We start from the raw sequence: 19,627 nt of genomic DNA on the forward strand, positions 1-19,627 counted from the left end.
TCACTGCTTGGCAGCTTCGCTTTCGATGTAGGTTCGGATTGCCCAGAGCGCTTCCTGGCTCAGGTAGTCGGCCATGCGTGGCATGTATACGGCACCGTCGCGAACCGCGCCGTTGATTACACGCTCCCTGTACCACTCGTCACCGTCGTAACTGGCCTCCAGCTCACGCAGATCGGGCGCAATACCGCCGGAGATCGCTTCAAGCCCGTGGCAGCGGGCGCAGTTCTGGTTATAGGCTGAGGCGCCGATTTCGACGGCCTTGTCATGGTCTTCACTGGGTGCGCGATACGGGTTCTCTTCCACCCACTCTTCGCCCAGCGGCGAAAGGCCTTTGGTTTCTACCTTCTGGGGCGTGACGTCGCCATGAGCCAGGGCCAGGCCGGCAAACCCGAGCAGTCCAGCAGCAAAGAAAGCGCGCAGTGCAATTTTATTATTCATGACCACCACCGTTGATTTCGATTACCTGAGCAAGGCAGCCCCAGCTGGAGCGCATGCTGGTCATCTTGGCGGTGGCGTGGCGACGGCAGAATCCTGCTTTGGTGGTCGGCGTCTCCTCCCTTGGTAGTAGGCACGTATGGACGCGCCAACGGGCCGCAAGCGAATGCGGGTGCCATCCAAGGCAACAGGTTTTGACCGTCGAGTCGGTGGGCGCCTTCCGTTGCCCTGCGGTGCGGGCCGCAAAATACCGGGTGTCGCGTGGCTAGCCGAGCCGAGGCTTTTGCAGCCCCGGCCCAGCGTTGAGCCCATCGGATAGGGCGATTCTTCAGTGAGGGCGACTGCCGGGTTTGCCAAGCGTCATTACGGGACCAACCCGTCGCTTGAGCAGCCCCGGGATCGCCTGAGCAGGATGCACCCGCGTGCGCAGCGTCGGCTGCCACGAGGTGTCGGTCACCAGCTGCAGATCAGCCGGCGCCTGGGCGTTGTAGGCCGCAAGCAGGTCGACCTTGCGCCGATTGATGACGTTGTCCTTGGTCGTGATCGCCTGCCCTTTCCAGTGCTTGATGATCCGTTCCTGCTTGACCGATGGACTGAAGGTAAAGGCATTTGCCTCTGCCCAGATGTGGGAGTCGTAGCCCACGCCAAACACGTAGCCAAACGAAACGCGGGCATCGTCATTGCGGACGAAATGGTTGTTGTAGACGTCCGCCTGCCCCCAACGCAGGCGGGGTGCGCGCTGCCCGACGTTGACGAATTCGTTGTGGTGAATGGTGACCCGCAGCTTGCCCGGATCGCCCGCCGCCGGAGAATCGGTGGAGCCGATCAGCATCAGCTTGTCGCGGTTCTCGAAGCGGTTGTATGAAACGGTGACAAGGTCCGATCCGTAGGTGATGTCCACCGACCCGTCGTGCTGCTGGAACGGCCGGCCGAAATACGACGGCGAGAGGTCATCGAAGTCAGGCTCGTCACTGTAATAGTTGTGGTCGATCCAGATATTCGACGAGCCATTGATGATCTGGACCATGTCGTATTCGCTGTTCCAGTTCCCGGCCGATCCATCGGTTGGGTCCCACTGCGGAAAGCAGTCGCTCACGGCCAGATGGTTCAGGTTGCGGACGATAACGTTGCGTTCGCCGTCGATTCTCAGCGACAGGCCGATAAGGCTCGCTTCGGGGCTCGCGCCAATGATCGTCGTATTGCTGGGCACTTGGAGCAGCATGGTCTGCCGTTGATTCTCGGCTGCCTGCACGCGCGCGCTTTCCGGGCCGCCTGACGGCTCGGTGTCCCAACCCCACACTGCCGGGTCGTAAGTGGCCAGGTAGCTTTCGAGGGTATAGCCGGTACCTCGCGCATAGTCATCGCAGCTTAGCGGATTGCCCGAATCGTCCGAATTCCCCAGTAGCGTGCCGTGAACCCGGACGATCTTTGGCTGATCGCCGGCCTCGTCGAAGGCGGCCTTCATCTGCGCACGTGTGGTGACGTCATACACCCGAGCAGGCGTGGCGAACGCACCACCGGTAGTGCCCGCGCCCATGGAAGCGAAGCCGTCCCGAGCCGGTAGCGTCTGTCGTTCCAAAGGGATCTTGCCCGAATGGGCGACCGTTGATGCAGCAACCGCAATTGGCGACAGTGCGACGCCGAGCGACATAGCCATGAGTGTCACAACATTCCGCATGTTCTTATCCTTATTCTGATTGTTGTCATACTTCACTGGACCGGACTGACCAAAGGGGTCACGCCATCAGCCGATCGTCAGTCTAGGCGGCATTCAGCTGTCGTCCAGATTGAGATATGACGTCATACCTTACAAAGTGGCTATTTCCGACGAAATGCGTTCTCCTCCGCTGTGCGCTAGGCTCATACGGCGATGAGCAACGGCCCCGTCCGTTTCGCGGTTATCTCCAATGCCCGTTTCGACATATCCCCTGGAATTCTTTGATGCCCCTTATTCGTATTCCTCAGGTCGCTGACCTCGATGCCCTGCCCCGTTTTGATGGGTTGTCGCTTGATCAGATCGTCAGCCCGGAGACACCGGCGGACTTCCAAGAGGCGCAGCAGGAAATACTTTCATGGCCGCATCTGGGATTTGATACCGAATCAAAACCCACCTTCCGAGCTGGCGAGGTCTCCACAGGGCCTCACCTCATTCAGTTTGCAACGCCGGAACGGGCGTACCTGTTCAAGGTAGGGATGGACGGCTGCATCGAAGCCGCCAAGGCAATACTCGAATCAGATCGGGTGCTGAAGGTGGGCTTCGGGTTGAGCTCCGACCGCAGCCGACTGCGTACTCGACTGGGAATCGAACTGCGTCACTTCATCGATCTCGGCACCACGCTGCGCTATCAAGGCAAGAAGGGTCAGGTCGGACTGCGGGGGGCAGTTGCAGCTGTACTTGAGGCACGCGTGAGCAAATCGCGTAGCGTATCGACATCCAATTGGGCCAATCGCACGCTTACCGACGCTCAACGGGCCTATGCCGCGAATGACGCCTATGCGGCGCTCAGGGTATTTCTGGCACTGGGCGATGACGCCGAGCAGGCACTGGCAGACCGCATCTTGCCGGCGAAGCAGGAAAGCGCCTGAGGCCCGTTTCTACGACATAGGCAATCGCGCACATGGTGCAACGCATCGCTTCCAGCGGCGTCTACCTCAGAGACGTTCCCTTAGGAGATAGATGTGGAAGGCATGTTTTTCAGCGGCTGGTCAACACTTGTAAGAACCCTGGTCATCGGTGTACTGGCCTATATCAACCTCATCGTGCTGCTGCGTATTTCCGGCAGGCGGACGCTCTCGAAAATGAATGCGTTCGACCTCATCGTCACGGTTGCCCTCGGCTCGACTTTTGCCACCATATTGCTCAATCGCGACGTCTCGCTCGCCGAAGGCACGCTGGCGCTCGCCCTGTTGATTGGCCTGCAGTACCTGGTGACCTGGTCGAGCGTGCGGGTCGGCTGGATTCGCAAATTGGTGACCGGCGAGCCCGCCCTGTTGTTCTACCAAGGGCAAGTGCTGAAAAGTGCCATGCGTGCTGCGCGGGTGACCGAGGATGAGGTGCGCTCGGCGATTCGCTCCAGCGGCCTCTCGGCGCTGGATGAAGTGGACGCCGTGATCTTGGAAACGGACGGCAGTTTCAGCGTTGTCAAAAAAGGCTCCGGTGAGAGCCGGTCCAGTCTGTCCGGTGTGACGACGCCCGGACCGCGCGACGTACAGCTATAGCCCAACGGTTCAACCAGCGAGGTGCTTGGTATGCAGATTCTGCTCAATGTCGATGTCAGCGATCTGCAGCGCGCGATCACGTTCTACTGCAACGCGCTTGGTTTGCGCCACGCGCGGACCCTGTTCGACGAGTCCGTCGCCGAAATGCTGGGTGCCGGATGCAGGATCTATCTCATAGAACGCGAGACGCCCGAGCCAGCCGTGAAGTCGGACGACGCGCTGCGTACCTACGACCGGCACTGGACGCCTATTCATCCGGACTTCGTCGTTGCTGATATCGACAGTGCGCTGGCCCAAGCCGTGTCGGCAGGTGCGATAGCGGAGACGCCTGTGCGTACGTTCGATTGGGGCAGACTGGTCACCCTCAGCGACCCTTTTGGCAACGGCTTCTGCCTGATCGAATTTCCAGGCGAGCCTTATGCGCTGCCAACCGATACCAATCCAGCCGGCTGATTTTTCGTACGGCCCCCATACGCCCCGCCCGTTGCAGCTCCAGCTCTGGGAAGTACTGATAGACGGCTTTGCAGAAAGCGCCAGCGCTGCCGAGAAGCTTGGTGAGCAAGCATTGCTCACCAATTCATCGGGTACGGACCATGTTCAACAAGAAGCTAAAGCAGGAGCTGGCGGAGCTGCGCGAAGAAGTCGCGACGAACCGGCAGATCAGGGAGTCGTTATATAGGGAAATGATGGTGCTGGAAGTTGACCCGCAAGGTCATGTTCAACACGCCAACCCGCTGTTCCTCAGCGAGATGGGTTTTCGCCTGGACGAACTCGTCGGTCGCCCGATCGATAGCTTCTTCACCGATGAATTCAAGAGAGAGCCCAATTACACGAATCTCAAGACCGCAATGCAACGCGGCGAGCACATGAGCGGCGCATTCCGTCTGCGTACCGCCTGTGGTGATGAGGCGTGGCTCCGTTCGATCTGGCAGCCTATCAAAGCGGCCGACGGGTCGTTGCGTCACTTCACGCTCTGCGCCAATAACCTCACCCGCACCATCGCCGCATCCCGCGAGCATGACAGCATCATCAGTGCGCTGAAGCGCTCTACTGCGGTCATCGAATTCGACCTGAGCGGGCACGTCATCACCGCGAACCAGCCGTTTCTCGATGGAATGGGCTATCGACTGGAACAGATCAAGGGCAAGCACCACCGGATGTTCTGCGAGCGGGAGGAGACAGAAACGACGGCATACCGAGACTTCTGGGCGCGTTTGAATCGAGGCGATTTCGTTGTGGACCGGTTCAAGCGTATCGACGCCCATGGTCGGGAGGTTTGGCTGGAGGCGTCCTACAATCCGGTACACGACGTTTACGGCAAGTTATACAAAGTCATCAAGTTCGCGACCGTAATCACCGATCAGGTCAATCGCGAACTGGCGGTATCAGAGGCTGCCACCATCGCCTTCAGCACCTCCCAGCAGACCGATCTGAGCGCCCAGCAGGGTGCTGCTGTCGTGCAACAGACCGTGGATGTGATGCGCAAGATAGCTCTGCAGATGCAGGACGCATCGGACGGCATCGAGGCGCTGGACAAACAGTCCCAGCTCATCAGCGCCATTCTTAAGACCATCAGCGATATCGCCGATCAGACGAACCTGCTGGCGCTGAATGCCGCCATCGAAGCCGCACGAGCGGGCGACCAGGGACGAGGCTTTGCCGTAGTTGCAGACGAAGTTCGCCAGCTTGCCGCACGTACTAGCAAGGCTGCTGGAGAAATCGTCGGCGTGGTTGGAAAGAACCAGGACCTCGCTCAGGCCGCCGTCCAGAGCATGACGACCAGCCGCAGCCAGGCCGAGCTTGGGTTGGATTTTGCCAATCAGGCGGGCGCCGTGATCGTCGAGATTCAGGACGGTGCGAAGCGTGTCGTCAGTGCCGTGGGTCAGTTCACCAGTCAGCTGAAGCAGTAGGTATTAGCGCAAGCGGGTGCTGTGGCTCTCTGCGCAGATTGGTTGTCGGGTCGTTATGAGCGGTCAGCCTGATCGCTTAGCCGGATGACCATAGACATGCGGCCATTGCCAGCCGTCTGAGCCCAGCAGCGCATCCAGCACCGCGTGTCGTTCGTCCGCCCTGCTCTGGCGCTCAGCGGCCCTATCAAGCGGTATGCCGGCATCGGTAACGGACGTCATGTCTGGCTCTACAGGCTCGGGGGCCGACGTGATCACTCCTAGATAATTGGAGCGCTGCATCTCGAGGTGCTGATCCAGCGCGTCTCCGAGCATGCGGCGCTTGAGGCGGTCCTGCGGCACCTCGGACCCCACGCAGTCGAGCAGACGCAAGACTTCGGCGAGATTAGCGATGGCCGGGACGATGTTCTTCTCCGCCCGGCTGTTGTGAAAGCAGCGGATCACGGGATAGGCGTGATGATTGAGGGTGTGTTCCACGAGCATTTGCCTGATGTCGGTGGCGCTGTCATAGAAGGAGGAAAAGTCCGAACCGTTCCAGCTGTTGACGAGAATCTCTTGCGGCGTGCGCCCCATGCTGCTGATTAACAGGCTGAGCTGATTTTGCAGGCTGACTGCCGACAGTACCGGAACGATGTAGGTGATCGCCGCGGTGATCAGCGTAAGCCCGCAAAAAGCCGCGGCGCTGGTCAGTACTCGCCAGCCATCCCCAGCCGCCGAGTAGTCGCCAACACCCAGTGTCGAAAGCGTGAATCCTGAGTAATAGAACGTCTCCCAAAGATCGGCAGCAACTTTGGTCGTCCCGTCCTGCACTGAGCCTGGATGGGAGGCAAACATCAGAAACAGGCTTAGCCACAGGCAGCCAATCCAGAGCAGCAAGACAGAGACCAACACGCACTGCCCTGCATACTCAAGCAGCTTCGACTCCCCTCGCCGGCCAGCTGCCTGAAAGAAGCAGCGCCACACCAGGCGTGACATCCCATTGGTCAACGTGCCCCCGCCGCGAGTCGACAGCGTTGTCTTGGTTACATCGAGCACCGTTGCCAGGAAGAGCACGATCCCCAGAATCAGAAATGCCATACGACCCGCTTCACCTCTATCTGAACGTTCATCAGTTATGAAGCGGACCGGCCCCATGAAGTTCAGATAAGCGCTTGAGTCAGCCGTTACGGTGATGCGAACCGGTTCACATTCAGGTATCGTCGCTGTTCAAATTTTGCGCACCCGCTGCCTATCGATTCGCCAAAGGATGGCCCCGATGTTCGCCTGTGCAGGTTCAGGTTGGAGTTTCTCAGCGCCGGTTCTACTGACGCTGCTGGTTGGTCTGGGTGTGACGGTGCTGGCGCGCTGGATCGGGCTGCGCCGACGTTTCGCCGGCAGTGGTGCATTCAAGCTGATGCACCTCGCCATCCTCTGGTGGCTTGCCGCAGCAGCGCTTGAAATGAGCTTCTACCAGCAGGACTGCAAGATGTTCTGGGCTGGCATGGCGTGGCCCGCGATCCTGGCAGTGCCGACGTTCTGGGCAATCTTTCTCTGGCAGTACATCAACAGCATCCACACGCCGATCAAGCGCCTCACGATTGTGGGCCTGCTAGCGATACCGGCCCTATTCTGGCTGCTGGCGATGACCAATCCCTGGCACTGGCAGTTCTACGGGCCGGGCAGCGCGCCGATGACAGCAGAAGTCGGTGCGCCCATTGCTTATGAGCATCAATGGCTGTTCTACCTTGCAGCGGCTTACGGCTACCCCTTCATGCTGTTCTGTATCGGCATCACGCTGCGCGCTTCGATGGCCAGCAAGGGCGTCCATCGCCGGCAATATCTGATCTTTCTGATCCTGACGACTGTCCCCTGGATCGCCAACATCGGTTACATCGCCTTCGACTGGATGCTGTTCGGCTTCGACCCGACGCCGTTCAGCTTTGCGATCACGTTGGCGGGTTTCGGCTGGCTGATCACCGGTATGCGGCTATTCGATTTGCTGCCCGTCGCACGTCATCTGCTGCTCGATGCGCTGATCGATCCGGTGCTGGTGGTCGATCCACAACGCCGCGTGATCGAAGCGAACCCCGCAGCGCTGCGGCTGGCAAAGCTGGATCGCAGCTGGCAAGGCCGCACACTGGCCAGCTGGCCGGTCGTTGGCGAAGCGCTGGACACCCTGTTGCGGCACGACACGCTTGCAGAAGCGTCCCATGCGCTGAATCTCGAGGCGCGCGGGCAGCATTTCGAGGTCCGCGTGCGTGAAATATCAAAGGCCGAAACCGACGGCACGCGGGTACTTGGGCAGATGCTCTACCTTCGCGATGTGACCGAGTACCAGCACAGCCAGCGGCAACTTGCCGAGTCGCTGGCGTTAAGCAAGCAACAGCTGGAAACCATCTCTGCCCTGCTCGATACCCTACAGAGCCAGGCCCTCCGCGATCCACTCACGGGTCTGTTCAATCGGCGTTATCTGGATGAGTTTTTTACGTTGGAGCTGGCCCGGGCTCAGCGTGATGCAGCACCCATCTCCCTGGCGATGCTTGATCTTGACCACTTCAAACAGCTGAATGATACCCACGGCCACGGTGCCGGTGACGACGCGCTCAAAGGTGTCGCCGCGTTTCTGCTGGAAGGTTTGCGTACTACCGATGCGGTATTCCGGATTGGCGGCGAGGAGTTTCTTCTGGTTCTGCCTCGCACCCGTGGCCCCGAAGCGCTGGAAAAACTACAGCACCTGTGTAGCCAGTTCGCCGAACTGGACATCCAGACCCGCGCCGGCCCATTGAGGTTGACCATGTCGGTCGGGCTGGCGCTTTATCCGTGCCATGCCACTGACCTGGACGGGTTGATGCAACAGGCAGACGCTCAGCTCTACCGAGCCAAGCGTCACGGCCGAAATCGTGTTGCTCTCTGCCTTGAGGGCGAACCTCAGGCTTAGTGACCCACCACTACCTCACTGATCTGCCTCACTGGGCTCAGATCGGTGTAATTGGCGATATCGGCAACGATCTCCTCTGCATGGGGTGCAATGCCGGCCTGAAACGCCTCCAGTGACTCACAGAAGATGTGGCACATCGCGATATAGGGTGCTGGGGTATCAGGCGCGCCGCCCGATATTGCCTTGTCGATCGTGTAATACAGGCAGGCATCGCCCATGCGAGCCTTGAGCAACGGCAGATGCTTGTCGCGATAGTAGTCGTGATCGAACCGCGCGCCGGGTGTGTTGGGGTACATCACGCTGACTTTGATCATGCGTCTTGGGTCCTTGTGAACTGGTTAGGCGACCTGCCCGGAGCTGAAAGCTCCAGCACCGAACGGTAGCACGCAGCCTGCCCGTTCGGTCGCCTTCATCGGCTCTACCTGACAACGAACGTGCCTTCCATTCCCTTGTTCTGCAGCCCGTTGCAGTAGAACGGGTAACGACCCGGCTTGATCGGCAGGAAAAAGATCTCCGCTTCGCCCGCCTCTTCGAATTCCAGTTCGACCAGGGTGATTGCCTTGATCTCCACGCCACCGGCCTCGACCTTGCGCAGGAAGATCGAACGTGCAAACTCCGGAGCCTGAAACGCGCATTCCTTCTGCCCGTCGGTGACGATCTTGAGCTGATAGGCAACGCCGGTTTCCAGTTCGTACTCTTTTTGCGAGACCGCGTAGTCCGTCTCTTCGGATCCGAATTTGAGGTCAGGCAACGACTGGGTGCGCAGGGTCAGGTCGCCAGCGGCGAACACCTGATCGAAGCCAATCAGGCTGCCGAGCAACAACAGGTTGAGGGTCAGTGCTTTGAAGGGAGGCATGGCATTCACTCGTTCTTGTTATGGACGACCTCATGCTAGGGGCCGCCAATCGTGGCCGAATTACTACCTTGGTACACAGTGCCTGGTACTTTCTGCATATTTCGCCGCAGCGACAGGGTTCCTATGCTGGCCGCAACGCCATAGGAGTCGCCCATGTCCCGTCCTTACCTGAGAGCCGGTTGCCTGCTCGCCCTTGCCTGCTTCACGGCTTTGGCGAACGCCGCATCAACTGATCCGGTGCTGGACGTGAAGATCGGCTATCTCGGCTTTCGGCCGGACACAGGCCCCCTGCTCTCCAACGTCATCCCGGAACCCGAAGACACCGGCCTGCGAGGCGCCGAGCTGGCGATTACCGACAGCAACTCCACAGGCCGCTTTCTCAAGCATCGTTACGCACTACAGAGTCATGCAGCCGATTCGAGCGACCAGCTGATCGAGGACGCTCGCCGGCTGCACGCCGAAGGGTTGCGACTGTTCATCGTGAACGCCCCGGCCAGCACCTTGCAGGAGCTCGCCGAGGCGATGCCCGACAGCCTGCTGATCAATGCCGGCAGCGCCAGTGATGAACTCAGGACCAGCACGTGCCTGGCCAACGTCCTGCATACCCTGCCCAGCCGCAGCATGCTGGCCGACGCGCTGGGGCAATTTCTCGCGGTACGTCGCTGGAACCGCTGGCTGCTGATCAGCGGGCCGACCGAGGAGGATAAGGCATACGCCGCCGCCCTCAAGCGCGCCGCCAAGCGCTTCGGGCACAGGATCGTCGAAGAGAAACCCTGGTCGTTCGATAACGATCAGCGCCGCAGCGCCCAGGCGGAGATGCCGGTCTTCACCCAGGCGGATGATTACGATGTGGTGGTTGTCGCTGACGAGCGCGGCGATTTCGGTGAATACGTGCCCTATCACACCTGGCTACCGCGTCCGGTAGTCGGTACCCAGGGGCTGACGCCGACCGGCTGGCATAAGACGGTCGAAACCTACGGCGCCGCGCAGTTGCAGAAGCGCTTCGAAGCCCATGCCAGTCGCTGGATGAACGACCGGGACTTCGCTGCGTGGATCGGTGTACGCAGCCTTGCCACGGCGATCACCAAACTTGGCGCCTCGGACCCGCAAGCCATCCGCCAGCTTTTCCTGAGCGAGACCTTGCCGGTGGATGGCTTCAAGGGGCGCAAGCTCACGTTCCGCCCCTGGAATGGCCAGTTACGCCAGCCCGTTGCGCTGGTGCATCCCCGGGGCCTGGTGACCAACTCGCCGCAGGATGGCTTTCTGCACCCCACCAGCGAATTGGACACGTTGGGCTTCGATCGGCCCGAAAGCCGGTGTCGGCTAAGCGAGGCGACCCTATGAAAGCCTTGTTTCTCTGTGCCTCCTCGCTTGTCTTCGCCGGGCTGGCGCAAACAGCGAGCGCCAGTGAGCTGGGCTATGACGCCTATATCGACAGCCCGAAGCGAATCAAATGCATGTACGGATACGTCACCGCCAAGACCGGAAACTTCGACGCCGCCAAGCAGATATTCGAAGACTGCATCGCGCGCTGGGATGACGTGTACTCGATGATCTGGCTGGCCCAGATGTACGAGTCCGGCTCTGGCGTACCGGTAGACCCGGACAAGGCTGCGGCCCTCATGGAGCGCGGCGCCAATCAACCGGATGACGCCAGCTACGTGAGCCTTGCGCGCTATCACTGGGGTACGGCCTTAGCCGAAGGGCGCGGCGTGAAGATGGATCGCCAGGCAGCTCGGCGCTGGCTGCAGCGAGCGTCCGAAGGCGGCCAGACCGAGGCAGACGAATACCTGGAGCGCATGAATCAGGCGCCTGACCAAAACGCCCACTGACTACAACAACAAGAGAGTCCCACAATGACCCGAACGATCCTTGCTGCGTCCATCGCCTTCACGCTGGTCTGCGCCAGCGCATCCAGTTCTGCCGCCACCGCCTACGTTTCCAACGAAAAGGACGACACCATCAGCGTGATCGATCTGGCCACACTGGAAACGGTCGAGACCCTGGAAGTAGGCCAGCGTCCGCGCGGGCTTACGCTTTCTCGCGACAACAAGCTGCTCTACATATGCGCCAGCGACTCGGACACCGTTCAGGTCATGGATCTGGCGACGCGACAGATCATCAAACAGTTGCCATCCGGCGCTGACCCCGAGCAGTTCGCCCTGCATCCCAATAACAAGTGGCTATACATCTCCAACGAGGACGACGCACTGGTCACCGTGGTGGATGTCGATAACGAAAAGGTGCTTGCGCAGATCGATGTCGGCGTGGAACCGGAAGGCATGGGCGTCAGCCCGGACGGCAAATGGGCCGTGAACACCAGTGAAACCACCAACATGCTGCACTGGATCGACACGGCCACCAACGAGCTGGTGGACAACACCCTGGTCGACCAGCGCCCCCGGCATGTGGAATTCACGAAGGACAGCAAGTTGCTCTGGGCCTCGTCGGAAATCGGCGGCACCGTCAGCGTCGTCGATGTGGAAACGCGCCAGATCATCAAGACCCTGAATTTCAAGATCAAGGGCGTGCACCCGGACAAGGTGCAGCCGGTGGGCATCAAGCTCAGTTCGGACGGCAAATACGCTTTCGTCGCCCTCGGCCCGGCCAACCACATTGCCGTGGTCGATGCGCAAAGCTACGAAGTTCTCGATTACCTGCTGGTTGGGCGTCGAGTCTGGCACATGGCGTTCAACCTCGACGAGAGCCAGCTGCTGACCACCAATGGCGTCAGCGGCGATGTTTCAGTAATCGACGTCGGCTCGCTCAAGGTGATGAAGTCGATAAAGGTCGGCCGTTATCCCTGGGGCGTGGTGGTTGCGCCATGAGCGCGCTGCAGGTCGAGCAGGTCCACTTCGGTTATGGCCCGCGTGAAGCGTTGCAGGACGTGAGTTTCACCACGCTGGAAGGGCGATTTACCGCTTTGCTGGGCCCGAACGGCGCAGGCAAATCAACATTGATCGCATTGCTCACGCGGCTGTACGACCTGCAGCAGGGCGACATCCAGGTCACGGGCTTCAGTCTGCGCCGCCAACCACGCGAGGCATTGCGTCGGCTTGGCGTGGTGTTTCAGCAGAGCACCCTGGATCTGGATCTCAGCGTGGAGCAGAACCTGCGCTACCACGCCGCTTTGCATGGCATGCCGCGCAAGGTGGCCAATGACCGTATCGAGCTGGAGTTGCAGCGCCAGCAACTGAGTGACCGCCGCAAGAGCAAGGTGCGCGAACTCAATGGCGGCCATCGCCGGCGTGTGGAGATTGCCCGCGCGCTGCTGCACAAGCCCAGTCTGCTGCTGCTCGATGAAGCCAGCGCCGGGCTTGATCCCGCCAGCCGTCAGGGACTGAACGATCATGTGCGATCCCTCTGTCAGGACCAGGGCATGAGCGTGCTCTGGACGACCCATCTACTCGATGAGATCAAACCCGACGACGACTTGCTCATTCTCAACCGAGGGGTGCTAGTCGCTCAGGGTCGCGCCGATGCGTTATCTGCCGCAGATGGCAGTCTTCAGCAGACATTTGCACGATACACACGCGCTGCGGTGCCGGCCTGATGAGTCTCTACGCGTCGATTTTGCCCTGCCTCGCTCCATTCTCAGATCAGGAGCCACTGCCATGAGCGCTTACTGGGAATGCCTGCGGGCAATCGTCTCCCGCGAATGGCTGAGGTTCGTGCAGCAACGCTCGCGATTCTTCAGCGCCCTGGTGCGGCCGCTGTTATGGCTGGTGGTGTTCGCCGCCGGTTTTCGCGCCGCGCTCGGCATCGCCATCATTGAGCCGTACGAAACCTACATCACCTATGAGACCTACATCGTCCCAGGCCTGGCGTGCATGATCCTGTTGTTCAATGGCATGCAGGGCTCGCTGTCGATGGTCTACGACCGCGAGATGGGCAGCATGCGAGTCCTGCTGACCAGCCCGCTGCCGCGCAGTTTTCTGTTGGCAAGCAAGCTGCTCGCGACCGCGCTTATCTCGCTGCTGCAGGTCTATGCCTTTCTCGTGATTGCCTGGTTCTACGGCGTGCAACCCCCTGCGGCCGGGCTGCTGACCGCACTCCCCGCGCTATTGCTGGTAGCTTTGTTGCTGAGTGCGCTGGGATTGCTGCTCTCGAACGGCATTCGCCAGTTGGAGAACTTCGCGGGCGTGATGAATTTCGTGATCTTCCCGATGTTTTTTCTTTCGTCGGCGCTCTACCCGCTGTGGAAAATGCGCGAGGCCAATGAATGGCTGTACTGGATCTGTTCGATCAACCCCTTCACCTACGCGGTAGAGCTGGTGCGCTACGCGCTCTACGAGCGCCTCGATCCGTTGTCGTTGGCCGTCTGCGTCGGATTGACGCTCGCGTTCAGCCTGCTGGCCGTGCTGAGCTTCAATCCGCAGCACGCCGCGCTGCGACGGGCGACCTGAGCAAATCTACTACTTTGGTACTGGTTTTCATGTCCAACGTAGGATTCCAAACAGCTTCGCATTGCTCTGTAATGTGGCAGACGGAAGTACTAAAAAAGCCGGATATGCACGTCTTGCAGCGTGGTTGAATTCAAGCCCAGCTTGCCGATCAACACCTTCCGCGCGTGACTGCCAGCGCTGTTCGTGCGCAGCATTCGGGACGTAAGAGTAAACCGTGCCGAATGGCCCCAGCAGACGCAGAGGCAAGGCTTTGATACGCAACGGATGGCCCAGCTTATCCCGATCTCTCCCACCATAATCACAACAACGAGGTGACCGGCCATGTACAAGATTCTGATTGCTGATGACCACCCGCTATTTCGCGAAGCCATCCATAACGTCATCCAGGACGGCTTCCCAGGCAGCGAGATACTTGAAACCGCCGACCTCGACAGCGCCCTGGCAATGACGCTGGAACACGACGACCTGGATCTGGTCCTGCTCGACCTCAACATGCCGGGCATGCACGGGCTGAACGGGCTGATCAATCTGCGCAACGAAGCGCCAACCATCCCCGTGGTGATCGTCTCCGCCGAACAGGACAAGCAGGTGGTGCTGCAGGCCATCACCTATGGCGCCTGCGGGTTCATCACCAAATCCTCGCCGCGCGCCCAGATGACCGAGGCCATCGAGCAGATTCTCAATGGCAATGTCTACCTGCCCTCCGACATCATTCGGAGCCAGAAAGCGACCACTCGCCGCTCCCAGCACAACGAACAGAGCATCGCGCCGGAGCTGCTGCAGGCACTGACGCGTAAGCAGCTATTGGTGCTGGAACGTATGACCAAGGGCGAATCCAACAAACAGATCGCCTACAACCTGGACATCGCCGAAACCACCGTCAAAGCCCATGTATCGGCTATTCTGCGAAAGCTCAATGTGCACAACCGGGTGCAGGCCATCCTCTCGGCGGGCGACATCGATTTCACCGCGTATCTGCGCAGGTGATTACCAACACCCACGCAGCTATGCTCGCCTCCAGCGATAAACAATGATCCCTTGCAGAACCCCAATCACCGGCCGACGCCACATCCCGTAGGACCCAGCTTGCTGGCGATCACCGGAATCCAGCGCAGCAGCGGATCGCGAGCAAGCTCGCTCCTACGAAACTGCGCTGCTCTACCGTCCGCTTTGTGCGTTACGCTCGCCTAGCCGCGAACTCGGGGCCTCCCCGCAATACGCCACGGCCTTCGCCACCCCATGTAGGAGCCAGCTTGCTGGCGATCACCGGAATTCAACGTAGCCGCGGATCGCGAGCAAGCTCGCTCCTACGAGACTGCACTGTCCTACCGTCTACTGTGTGCGTGACATTCGCCAAGCCGCAAACGCAGGACCTCCCGCAATACGCCACGGCCTTCGCCACCCTATGTAGGAGCCAGCTTGCTGGCGATCACCGGAATCCAGCGCAGCAGCGGCTTTTACGAGACTGCACTGCCCCGCCGTCTACTGTGTGCGTGACATTCGCCAAGCCGTAAACGCAGGTCCACCCGCAATACGCCACGGCCTTCGCCACCCCATGTAGGAGCCAGCTTGCTGGCGATCACGGGGCGCGCGCCTAGCGATTGGCCAACGGCGTCAGCGCCGCCGGGCGCTTGCGGATCAAGCCTGACGCTCTAGGAATGGCCCTGTTCCATCATGTGGCACATGGCGGTCTTCAGTTTCATCGGGCGAACCGGCTTGTGCATCAGCATATGGCCCAGCTCACGCACCTGCAGCTTGAGCTCGTTGCTGTAATTGGCAGTGATCATCAGTGCCGGCAGCGGGCTCGCTCGCCGCGCGTTGACGGTCTCGACCACATCCACGCCGTTGCAGCCGTTATCCAGGTGGTAGTCGGCGATGATCAGGTCAGCGTCGGCATGGAAGTTGTCCACCTGGCCGGCAAGATCCTGCTCTGATAAAGCGGTGATGACATGGCAACCCCAGCCTTCGAGCAGCGTGCGCATCCCCGCGCAGATGGCCGTGTCGTTATCGATCACCCAAACGCGCGCACCCTTGAGCCGTTCGAGCAAAAGATCCGTCGTGGCGGGCTCGACCGCAGCCTTGGGCGCGCGTCTGGCCAGAGGCACTTCGATGGCGAACTTCGAGCCGCGGCCCGGTACGGACTTGACCTGGATACGGTGACCGAGAATGCGCGCGATTTTTTCCACGATCGCCAGCCCCAGCCCAAGCCCGCGATCCTGCTGCGGACGCACACCCTCCCCGCGTTTGAATTCGTGAAAGATCTCTTCGAGCTTGTCCTCCGGGATGCCAATGCCGGTATCCCAAACTTCGATCGACAAACTCTGGCGACGGCGGCGACAACCCAGCATCACGCGGCCATGGGGCGTGTAGCGGATGGCATTGGTCAGCAGATTGCGCAGGATGCGCGCGAGCAGTTGGATGTCACTGCGCACCAGCGCTGAGCAGGGAATGAAGTCCAGTTGCAGCCGTTCGCTGCCGGCCAGCTGACGAAACTCGACCGCCAGGTTTTCCAGCAATTCGCTGACAGCGAAAGGCGCGATATCCGGTTTGATGACCCCGGCGTCGAGCTTTGAGATGTCGACCAGCGTTCCGAGCAGGTTCTCCACGTCTTCCAGTGAATTGCTGATATTGCGGATCAACCCGCCGCTGGGCGCCGTCGGCTGTTCCAGTAACGCACTGGTGAACAGCCGCGCGGCGTTGAGCGGCTGCAGCAGGTCGTGGCTCACCGCTGCGAGAAACTTGGTCTTCGACAGGTTGGCCAGTTCGGCTTCACGCTTGGCCTCGCGCAGCCGCGCTTCGGCATGGGCACGCTCGTCGATCTCGCACAGCAGCTGGTCGTTGAGGCTGGTCAATTCCGCCGTGCGCTCGCGCACCCGCTGTTCGAGATTCTGGTAGGCCTGATGGAGCGCTTCGGCGGTGCGGCGGCGGTCGGTGATGTCCTGGATCAGCACGAAGATGCCCACCACTTCACCGGCGGCCTGCCGATTCGGCACATAGGAACGCAGCATGTAACGCTGTTGCCCGGAATGGTTGTGCTCGGCCATCTCGAAGCTGACGCTCTCGCCGGACAGTGCGCGATCGATGTAGGGCTCCAGCTCTCGCCAGTGTTCGCCGCTGTGAATATCACGCAGCGACTGGCCGAGCATGCCGTCGCTGGGCCAGCGGTACCATTCCTCATACACCTTGTTGGTGAATTCGTAGGTCAGGTCCGCGGAAACGTAGGCGATCAACGCCGGAACGTGGTCGGTGATCAGGCGAATCCAACGCTCGCTTTCGCGAAGCGCTTCGGCGTGACGATAACGCTCAGTGATGTCGGTGAAGGTATTAACGAAGCCGCCGGTAGGCAGCGGGTGCGTGCGGATCTCCAGCGTGCGGCCATCGAACAGGTGCTGTTCCATCTCGGCCAGTGGCTGGCCGTTGGCGTCGAATGTGTTTGGCGTGAGGAGTTTCAATTCACTATCGGCCATCACCTCTTCGAAAGGACGATGCGCCTCGATCGGCGCCAAACCACAGAGTTCGAGGAAGCGGCCGTTCCACAACTCCAGACTGCCATCGGCGCTGACCATGGCCACGCCCTGGGACAGGTTGTCCACGGCACGTTGCAGCAGGCGGGACTTCTGTGCCAGAGCCTGTTCACGGCGCATGGTCTCGCTGATCTTCACCTCGGTAATGTCGGTATAAAGCATCACCAGGCCGCCCTCCCGGGTCGGCCGCTCGCTGACCTGAACCCAGCGCCCAGTGTGCAGACGGTAAACGGTGGGCTCGTTGGCCTTGCCACGGTGCTCTTCGGCAATCAGGCCGCTGCTTTCGGCCAGCCGCTTGAGCTCCGACAGACGTGTGCCGCTGTTGATGCGCGCTCGGGTACGGCTCCAAAGTGATTTGAAGCGCTTGTTGAACAGGACGATGCGCTGATCCTTGTCGAACAGCACGAAGGCGTCGGAAATGCTTTCGATGGCGTCCACCAGATGCTGGTGAGCCGTTTCCGCCCGCAGGCGCGCGTCGCTGAGCAAGCGGTTACTGGCTTTGAGTTCGGCCATCGCCTGGTTGAGCGCATCGGTACGCTCACGAACCTGCTCGGCCAGCTCCACCGAGTGCTGGAAGGCCGCGTAGGACGCATCGCGACCGGTTCCACTGGATTCGATACGTTCGATCAGCGCAGCATTGATTCGCCGCAGCTTGTGGTTCTCGCGTTCGAGCTCCGCTTGTCTGTCGAGCTGTTCAGCGAGCACCGCGCCCTCCCGGCCGGCCGATGGCGACGCCAGTGAAGGTCTGGTTGATGTGCATGCCATTGAACTGCTCTCCATAGGTGTTGAAGCCGATCACCTGCTGGCGTTGAAGAAAGGCGGAAACGTCGTCGGCCGAGCCGTGGCCGTCGATTTCCAGCCGCCGCAGAAAGCAATCACAGCCAATGGTCAGCAATGGCGATCCCAGTCGCTGCTCGAGGCGCTCGAACAGGGCTTCGAGATTGGGCATCAGCGGGCCGGGGCGCATCGCGGTGAGAACGATGCCGTTCTCCACGGCGCAGTAGAAGGTCAGGCTGAGATCGTCATTGACCTTCTGGATCGAGCGCACGTAGTAGTGCTCGTTGATGCGCACCGCCAAGGGGTGTGCGGCGAAGAGCAGATGATCGAGATCGCTCACCTCGACGCCGATCAGCCGGGCGTACTCCTCAGCCGCCGGCTCGGCGTTGAGTTCATAAACACGCCGGGCATGGCTGTCGACGCGGGTCACAACCAGCTTTTCGCTGCGCGGCAAGATGTGGTGCGTGGTGAACACCTCGAAATCCAGCCAGGTGTTGATCAGCACGACGATGGCCGCCCCGCTGTGGAATTTGCCGTCGTAGTACACGTGGGTATCGGTCAGGTGATTGTCGTCCCCAGCCGAACCGCCAAAATGCGGGATGCTGCCGAACGCCGCGCTGAGCGCGGACAGCACCACCTCTTCTCGACTGGACAAGCCGTCAAGCAGCGTCAGCGCGAAGCTGTGGTCCTTGATCGGTGCCAGGGAATTGCTGCGGCAATCGCTGCCCAGTCGCTCGACCAGTTGCTGCGCATCGATGAGGCTGAAACGATCCATCTCGTCGATCAGCTCGCAGGCAATGGAAAAGCTGCGGTGATCGAAGCCTACGGCCGTCACGCAGCTGCGGCCGTAGCCTTGGGAGGTGATCTCACCGGCTGACGTGCAACCGACCATACGCACGCCGCCGAAATACTGATGCAGCGCATCGCCGAGGGCTGGCAGGTCGTACTCGGCCGAGCAGAAAAACAACACGAAACCCAGATGCGGATGGATAAGCTGGCGCGCGAGGTCCTGGGCTACCGTCTCGGCATCACGGGCTTCGGACATCGCTGTGCGTACTACCGATTCATGCTCCACGCCCCAACCCCGCACACCGTTATCGTATGACCCCATTCTTGGTCAGGCCATTGGGTACGAAAATGCTACTTCAGTACCGGCTGCGGCCTGCCAAGGTCGCAAAGTGATGAAGAGCGGGAGCTGGATCGCTGATATTGGTAGGCCCAGCTCCGTCCGAAAGCCAGGGCGGCTGGATGACCAAGCGGGCGAATAAATTCGCCCCTACGGTGACGCCGTGGACTTTCGCTGGCGGTCGGAGCCGTGCTTGAGGACTGGCAGCGGCCTGCCGAGATCACAAAGTGATGAAGAGCGGGAGGCTGGATCGTTTTTAATGGTGGGGCACAGCTCCGTCCGAAACCCAGGACGGATGGATGACCAAGCGGGCGAATAAATTCGCTTCTACAGTGACGCCATGGACTTTCGCCGGCGGTCGGAGCCGTGCAGCTCATGTAGGGGCGAACTTGTTCGCCCGAACGATGCAGCGTCAGCCGCGATTGGATGCGTTCTACGCAAAAAAAACGGACGCCTTCGA

18 protein-coding genes are annotated in these 19,627 nt (G+C 60.4%); 11 read left to right on the plus strand and 7 right to left on the minus strand.

The window, feature by feature from the left end; all coding sequences use genetic code 11:
• Positions 1 to 438 (minus strand): cytochrome c-550 PedF, encoded by a 438-nt coding sequence (gene pedF, locus NA619_RS12860; protein ID WP_122166866.1) that lies wholly within the window; start codon positions 436 to 438, stop codon positions 1 to 3.
• A 325-nt stretch (positions 439 to 763) separates the two neighbouring features.
• Positions 764 to 2,113, minus strand: a complete 1,350-nt coding sequence (locus NA619_RS12865) for a pectate lyase family protein (protein WP_255962243.1) — start codon at positions 2,111 to 2,113, stop codon at positions 764 to 766.
• Positions 2,114 to 2,376: 263 nt separating this feature from the next.
• On the opposite strand from NA619_RS12865, the gene NA619_RS12870 reads away from it, so the two are divergent.
• From NA619_RS12870 to NA619_RS25050, 4 genes are all read left to right on the plus strand, one after another.
• Positions 2,377 to 3,021: a 3'-5' exonuclease gene (locus tag NA619_RS12870; protein ID WP_255962244.1), complete on the plus strand. Its 645-nt coding sequence runs from the start codon at positions 2,377 to 2,379 to the stop codon at positions 3,019 to 3,021.
• 93 nt (positions 3,022 to 3,114) lie between these two features.
• Positions 3,115 to 3,654, plus strand: coding sequence for a DUF421 domain-containing protein (locus NA619_RS12875; protein WP_255962245.1), 540 nt, complete (start codon positions 3,115 to 3,117; stop codon positions 3,652 to 3,654).
• Positions 3,655 to 3,684: 30 nt separating this feature from the next.
• Entirely contained in the window at positions 3,685 to 4,107 is a 423-nt protein-coding gene (locus NA619_RS12880; protein WP_255962246.1) for a VOC family protein, read from the plus strand.
• 140 nt (positions 4,108 to 4,247) lie between these two features.
• The gene (locus NA619_RS25050) at positions 4,248 to 5,564 is read left to right on the plus strand and encodes a methyl-accepting chemotaxis protein (protein ID WP_272891760.1); all 1,317 of its coding nucleotides are present in this window, start codon (positions 4,248 to 4,250) and stop codon (positions 5,562 to 5,564) included.
• A 63-nt stretch (positions 5,565 to 5,627) separates the two neighbouring features.
• Here NA619_RS25050 and NA619_RS12895 read toward each other — a convergent pair whose 3' ends face one another.
• Positions 5,628 to 6,638: a potassium channel family protein gene (locus NA619_RS12895; protein WP_255962247.1), complete on the minus strand. Its 1,011-nt coding sequence runs from the start codon at positions 6,636 to 6,638 to the stop codon at positions 5,628 to 5,630.
• 178 nt (positions 6,639 to 6,816) lie between these two features.
• On the opposite strand from NA619_RS12895, the gene NA619_RS12900 reads away from it, so the two are divergent.
• Positions 6,817 to 8,478, plus strand: coding sequence for a histidine kinase N-terminal 7TM domain-containing diguanylate cyclase (locus NA619_RS12900; RefSeq protein ID WP_255962248.1), 1,662 nt, complete (start codon positions 6,817 to 6,819; stop codon positions 8,476 to 8,478).
• Here the strand turns inward: NA619_RS12900 and NA619_RS12905 are convergent.
• Together NA619_RS12905 and NA619_RS12910 are read right to left on the minus strand one after the other, a co-directional pair.
• On the minus strand, positions 8,475 to 8,792 hold the full coding sequence (locus NA619_RS12905) for an EthD family reductase (RefSeq protein ID WP_255962249.1): 318 nt from the start codon (positions 8,790 to 8,792) through the stop codon (positions 8,475 to 8,477). The two genes, NA619_RS12900 and NA619_RS12905, sit on opposite strands and share 4 nt — an antisense overlap.
• Positions 8,793 to 8,896: 104 nt before the next feature.
• The gene (locus tag NA619_RS12910) at positions 8,897 to 9,334 is read right to left on the minus strand and encodes a copper-binding protein (protein ID WP_255962250.1); all 438 of its coding nucleotides are present in this window, start codon (positions 9,332 to 9,334) and stop codon (positions 8,897 to 8,899) included.
• A 153-nt stretch (positions 9,335 to 9,487) separates the two neighbouring features.
• On the opposite strand from NA619_RS12910, the gene NA619_RS12915 reads away from it, so the two are divergent.
• The 6 genes from NA619_RS12915 to NA619_RS12940 all read left to right on the plus strand — a co-directional run bounded on the left by NA619_RS12915 (position 9,488) and on the right by NA619_RS12940 (position 14,727).
• Entirely contained in the window at positions 9,488 to 10,678 is a 1,191-nt protein-coding gene (locus NA619_RS12915) for an ABC transporter substrate-binding protein (protein WP_255962251.1), read from the plus strand.
• Complete coding sequence (locus tag NA619_RS12920) at positions 10,675 to 11,166, plus strand: tetratricopeptide repeat protein (RefSeq protein WP_255962252.1); 492 nt, start codon at positions 10,675 to 10,677, stop codon at positions 11,164 to 11,166. Before NA619_RS12915 ends, NA619_RS12920 begins: the two co-directional genes overlap by 4 nt.
• A gap of 24 nt (positions 11,167 to 11,190) precedes the next feature.
• Entirely contained in the window at positions 11,191 to 12,162 is a 972-nt protein-coding gene (locus tag NA619_RS12925) for a YVTN family beta-propeller repeat protein (protein ID WP_255962253.1), read from the plus strand.
• Positions 12,159 to 12,887, plus strand: coding sequence for an ABC transporter ATP-binding protein (locus NA619_RS12930; RefSeq protein ID WP_255962254.1), 729 nt, complete (start codon positions 12,159 to 12,161; stop codon positions 12,885 to 12,887). Before NA619_RS12925 ends, NA619_RS12930 begins: the two co-directional genes overlap by 4 nt.
• 61 nt (positions 12,888 to 12,948) lie before the next feature.
• On the plus strand, positions 12,949 to 13,740 hold the full coding sequence (locus NA619_RS12935; RefSeq protein WP_255962255.1) for an ABC transporter permease: 792 nt from the start codon (positions 12,949 to 12,951) through the stop codon (positions 13,738 to 13,740).
• A gap of 321 nt (positions 13,741 to 14,061) precedes the next feature.
• Positions 14,062 to 14,727: a response regulator transcription factor gene (locus NA619_RS12940; protein ID WP_255962256.1), complete on the plus strand. Its 666-nt coding sequence runs from the start codon at positions 14,062 to 14,064 to the stop codon at positions 14,725 to 14,727.
• 665 nt (positions 14,728 to 15,392) lie between these two features.
• Here the strand turns inward: NA619_RS12940 and nahK are convergent.
• Together nahK and nosP are read right to left on the minus strand one after the other, a co-directional pair.
• The gene (nahK, locus tag NA619_RS12945) at positions 15,393 to 18,029 is read right to left on the minus strand and encodes a hybrid sensor histidine kinase/response regulator NahK/ErcS' (RefSeq protein WP_255962257.1); all 2,637 of its coding nucleotides are present in this window, start codon (positions 18,027 to 18,029) and stop codon (positions 15,393 to 15,395) included.
• A complete protein-coding gene (gene nosP / locus NA619_RS12950) occupies positions 17,959 to 19,152 on the minus strand; it encodes a nitric oxide-sensing protein NosP (protein ID WP_272891761.1) in 1,194 nt (397 codons plus the stop codon). Before nosP ends, nahK begins: the two co-directional genes overlap by 71 nt.
• Positions 19,153 to 19,627 lie beyond the last annotated feature (475 nt).

Source organism: Stutzerimonas stutzeri, from assembly GCF_024448895.1.
In the GTDB taxonomy this organism is placed as follows: domain Bacteria; phylum Pseudomonadota; class Gammaproteobacteria; order Pseudomonadales; family Pseudomonadaceae; genus Stutzerimonas; species Stutzerimonas stutzeri_Q.

What these genes read in the sequence shown, in the direction of transcription:
- NA619_RS12865 (WP_255962243.1), bottom strand. Translation starts at nt 2,113, where the DNA reads ATGCGGAATGTTGTGACACTCATGGCTATGTCGCTCGGCGTCGCACTG.
- NA619_RS25050 (WP_272891760.1), top strand. Translation starts at nt 4,248, where the DNA reads ATGTTCAACAAGAAGCTAAAGCAGGAGCTGGCGGAGCTGCGCGAAGAA.
- nahK (WP_255962257.1), bottom strand. Translation starts at nt 18,029, where the DNA reads ATGGCATGCACATCAACCAGACCTTCACTGGCGTCGCCATCGGCCGGC.
- NA619_RS12910 (WP_255962250.1), bottom strand. Translation starts at nt 9,334, where the DNA reads ATGCCTCCCTTCAAAGCACTGACCCTCAACCTGTTGTTGCTCGGCAGC.
- NA619_RS12900 (WP_255962248.1), top strand. Translation starts at nt 6,817, where the DNA reads ATGTTCGCCTGTGCAGGTTCAGGTTGGAGTTTCTCAGCGCCGGTTCTA.
- NA619_RS12935 (WP_255962255.1), top strand. Translation starts at nt 12,949, where the DNA reads ATGAGCGCTTACTGGGAATGCCTGCGGGCAATCGTCTCCCGCGAATGG.
- NA619_RS12920 (WP_255962252.1), top strand. Translation starts at nt 10,675, where the DNA reads ATGAAAGCCTTGTTTCTCTGTGCCTCCTCGCTTGTCTTCGCCGGGCTG.
- nosP (WP_272891761.1), bottom strand. Translation starts at nt 19,152, where the DNA reads ATGGGGTCATACGATAACGGTGTGCGGGGTTGGGGCGTGGAGCATGAA.
- NA619_RS12915 (WP_255962251.1), top strand. Translation starts at nt 9,488, where the DNA reads ATGTCCCGTCCTTACCTGAGAGCCGGTTGCCTGCTCGCCCTTGCCTGC.
- NA619_RS12895 (WP_255962247.1), bottom strand. Translation starts at nt 6,638, where the DNA reads ATGGCATTTCTGATTCTGGGGATCGTGCTCTTCCTGGCAACGGTGCTC.
- pedF (WP_122166866.1), bottom strand. Translation starts at nt 438, where the DNA reads ATGAATAATAAAATTGCACTGCGCGCTTTCTTTGCTGCTGGACTGCTC.
- NA619_RS12925 (WP_255962253.1), top strand. Translation starts at nt 11,191, where the DNA reads ATGACCCGAACGATCCTTGCTGCGTCCATCGCCTTCACGCTGGTCTGC.
- NA619_RS12870 (WP_255962244.1), top strand. Translation starts at nt 2,377, where the DNA reads ATGCCCCTTATTCGTATTCCTCAGGTCGCTGACCTCGATGCCCTGCCC.
- NA619_RS12905 (WP_255962249.1), bottom strand. Translation starts at nt 8,792, where the DNA reads ATGATCAAAGTCAGCGTGATGTACCCCAACACACCCGGCGCGCGGTTC.
- NA619_RS12940 (WP_255962256.1), top strand. Translation starts at nt 14,062, where the DNA reads ATGTACAAGATTCTGATTGCTGATGACCACCCGCTATTTCGCGAAGCC.
- NA619_RS12930 (WP_255962254.1), top strand. Translation starts at nt 12,159, where the DNA reads ATGAGCGCGCTGCAGGTCGAGCAGGTCCACTTCGGTTATGGCCCGCGT.
- NA619_RS12880 (WP_255962246.1), top strand. Translation starts at nt 3,685, where the DNA reads ATGCAGATTCTGCTCAATGTCGATGTCAGCGATCTGCAGCGCGCGATC.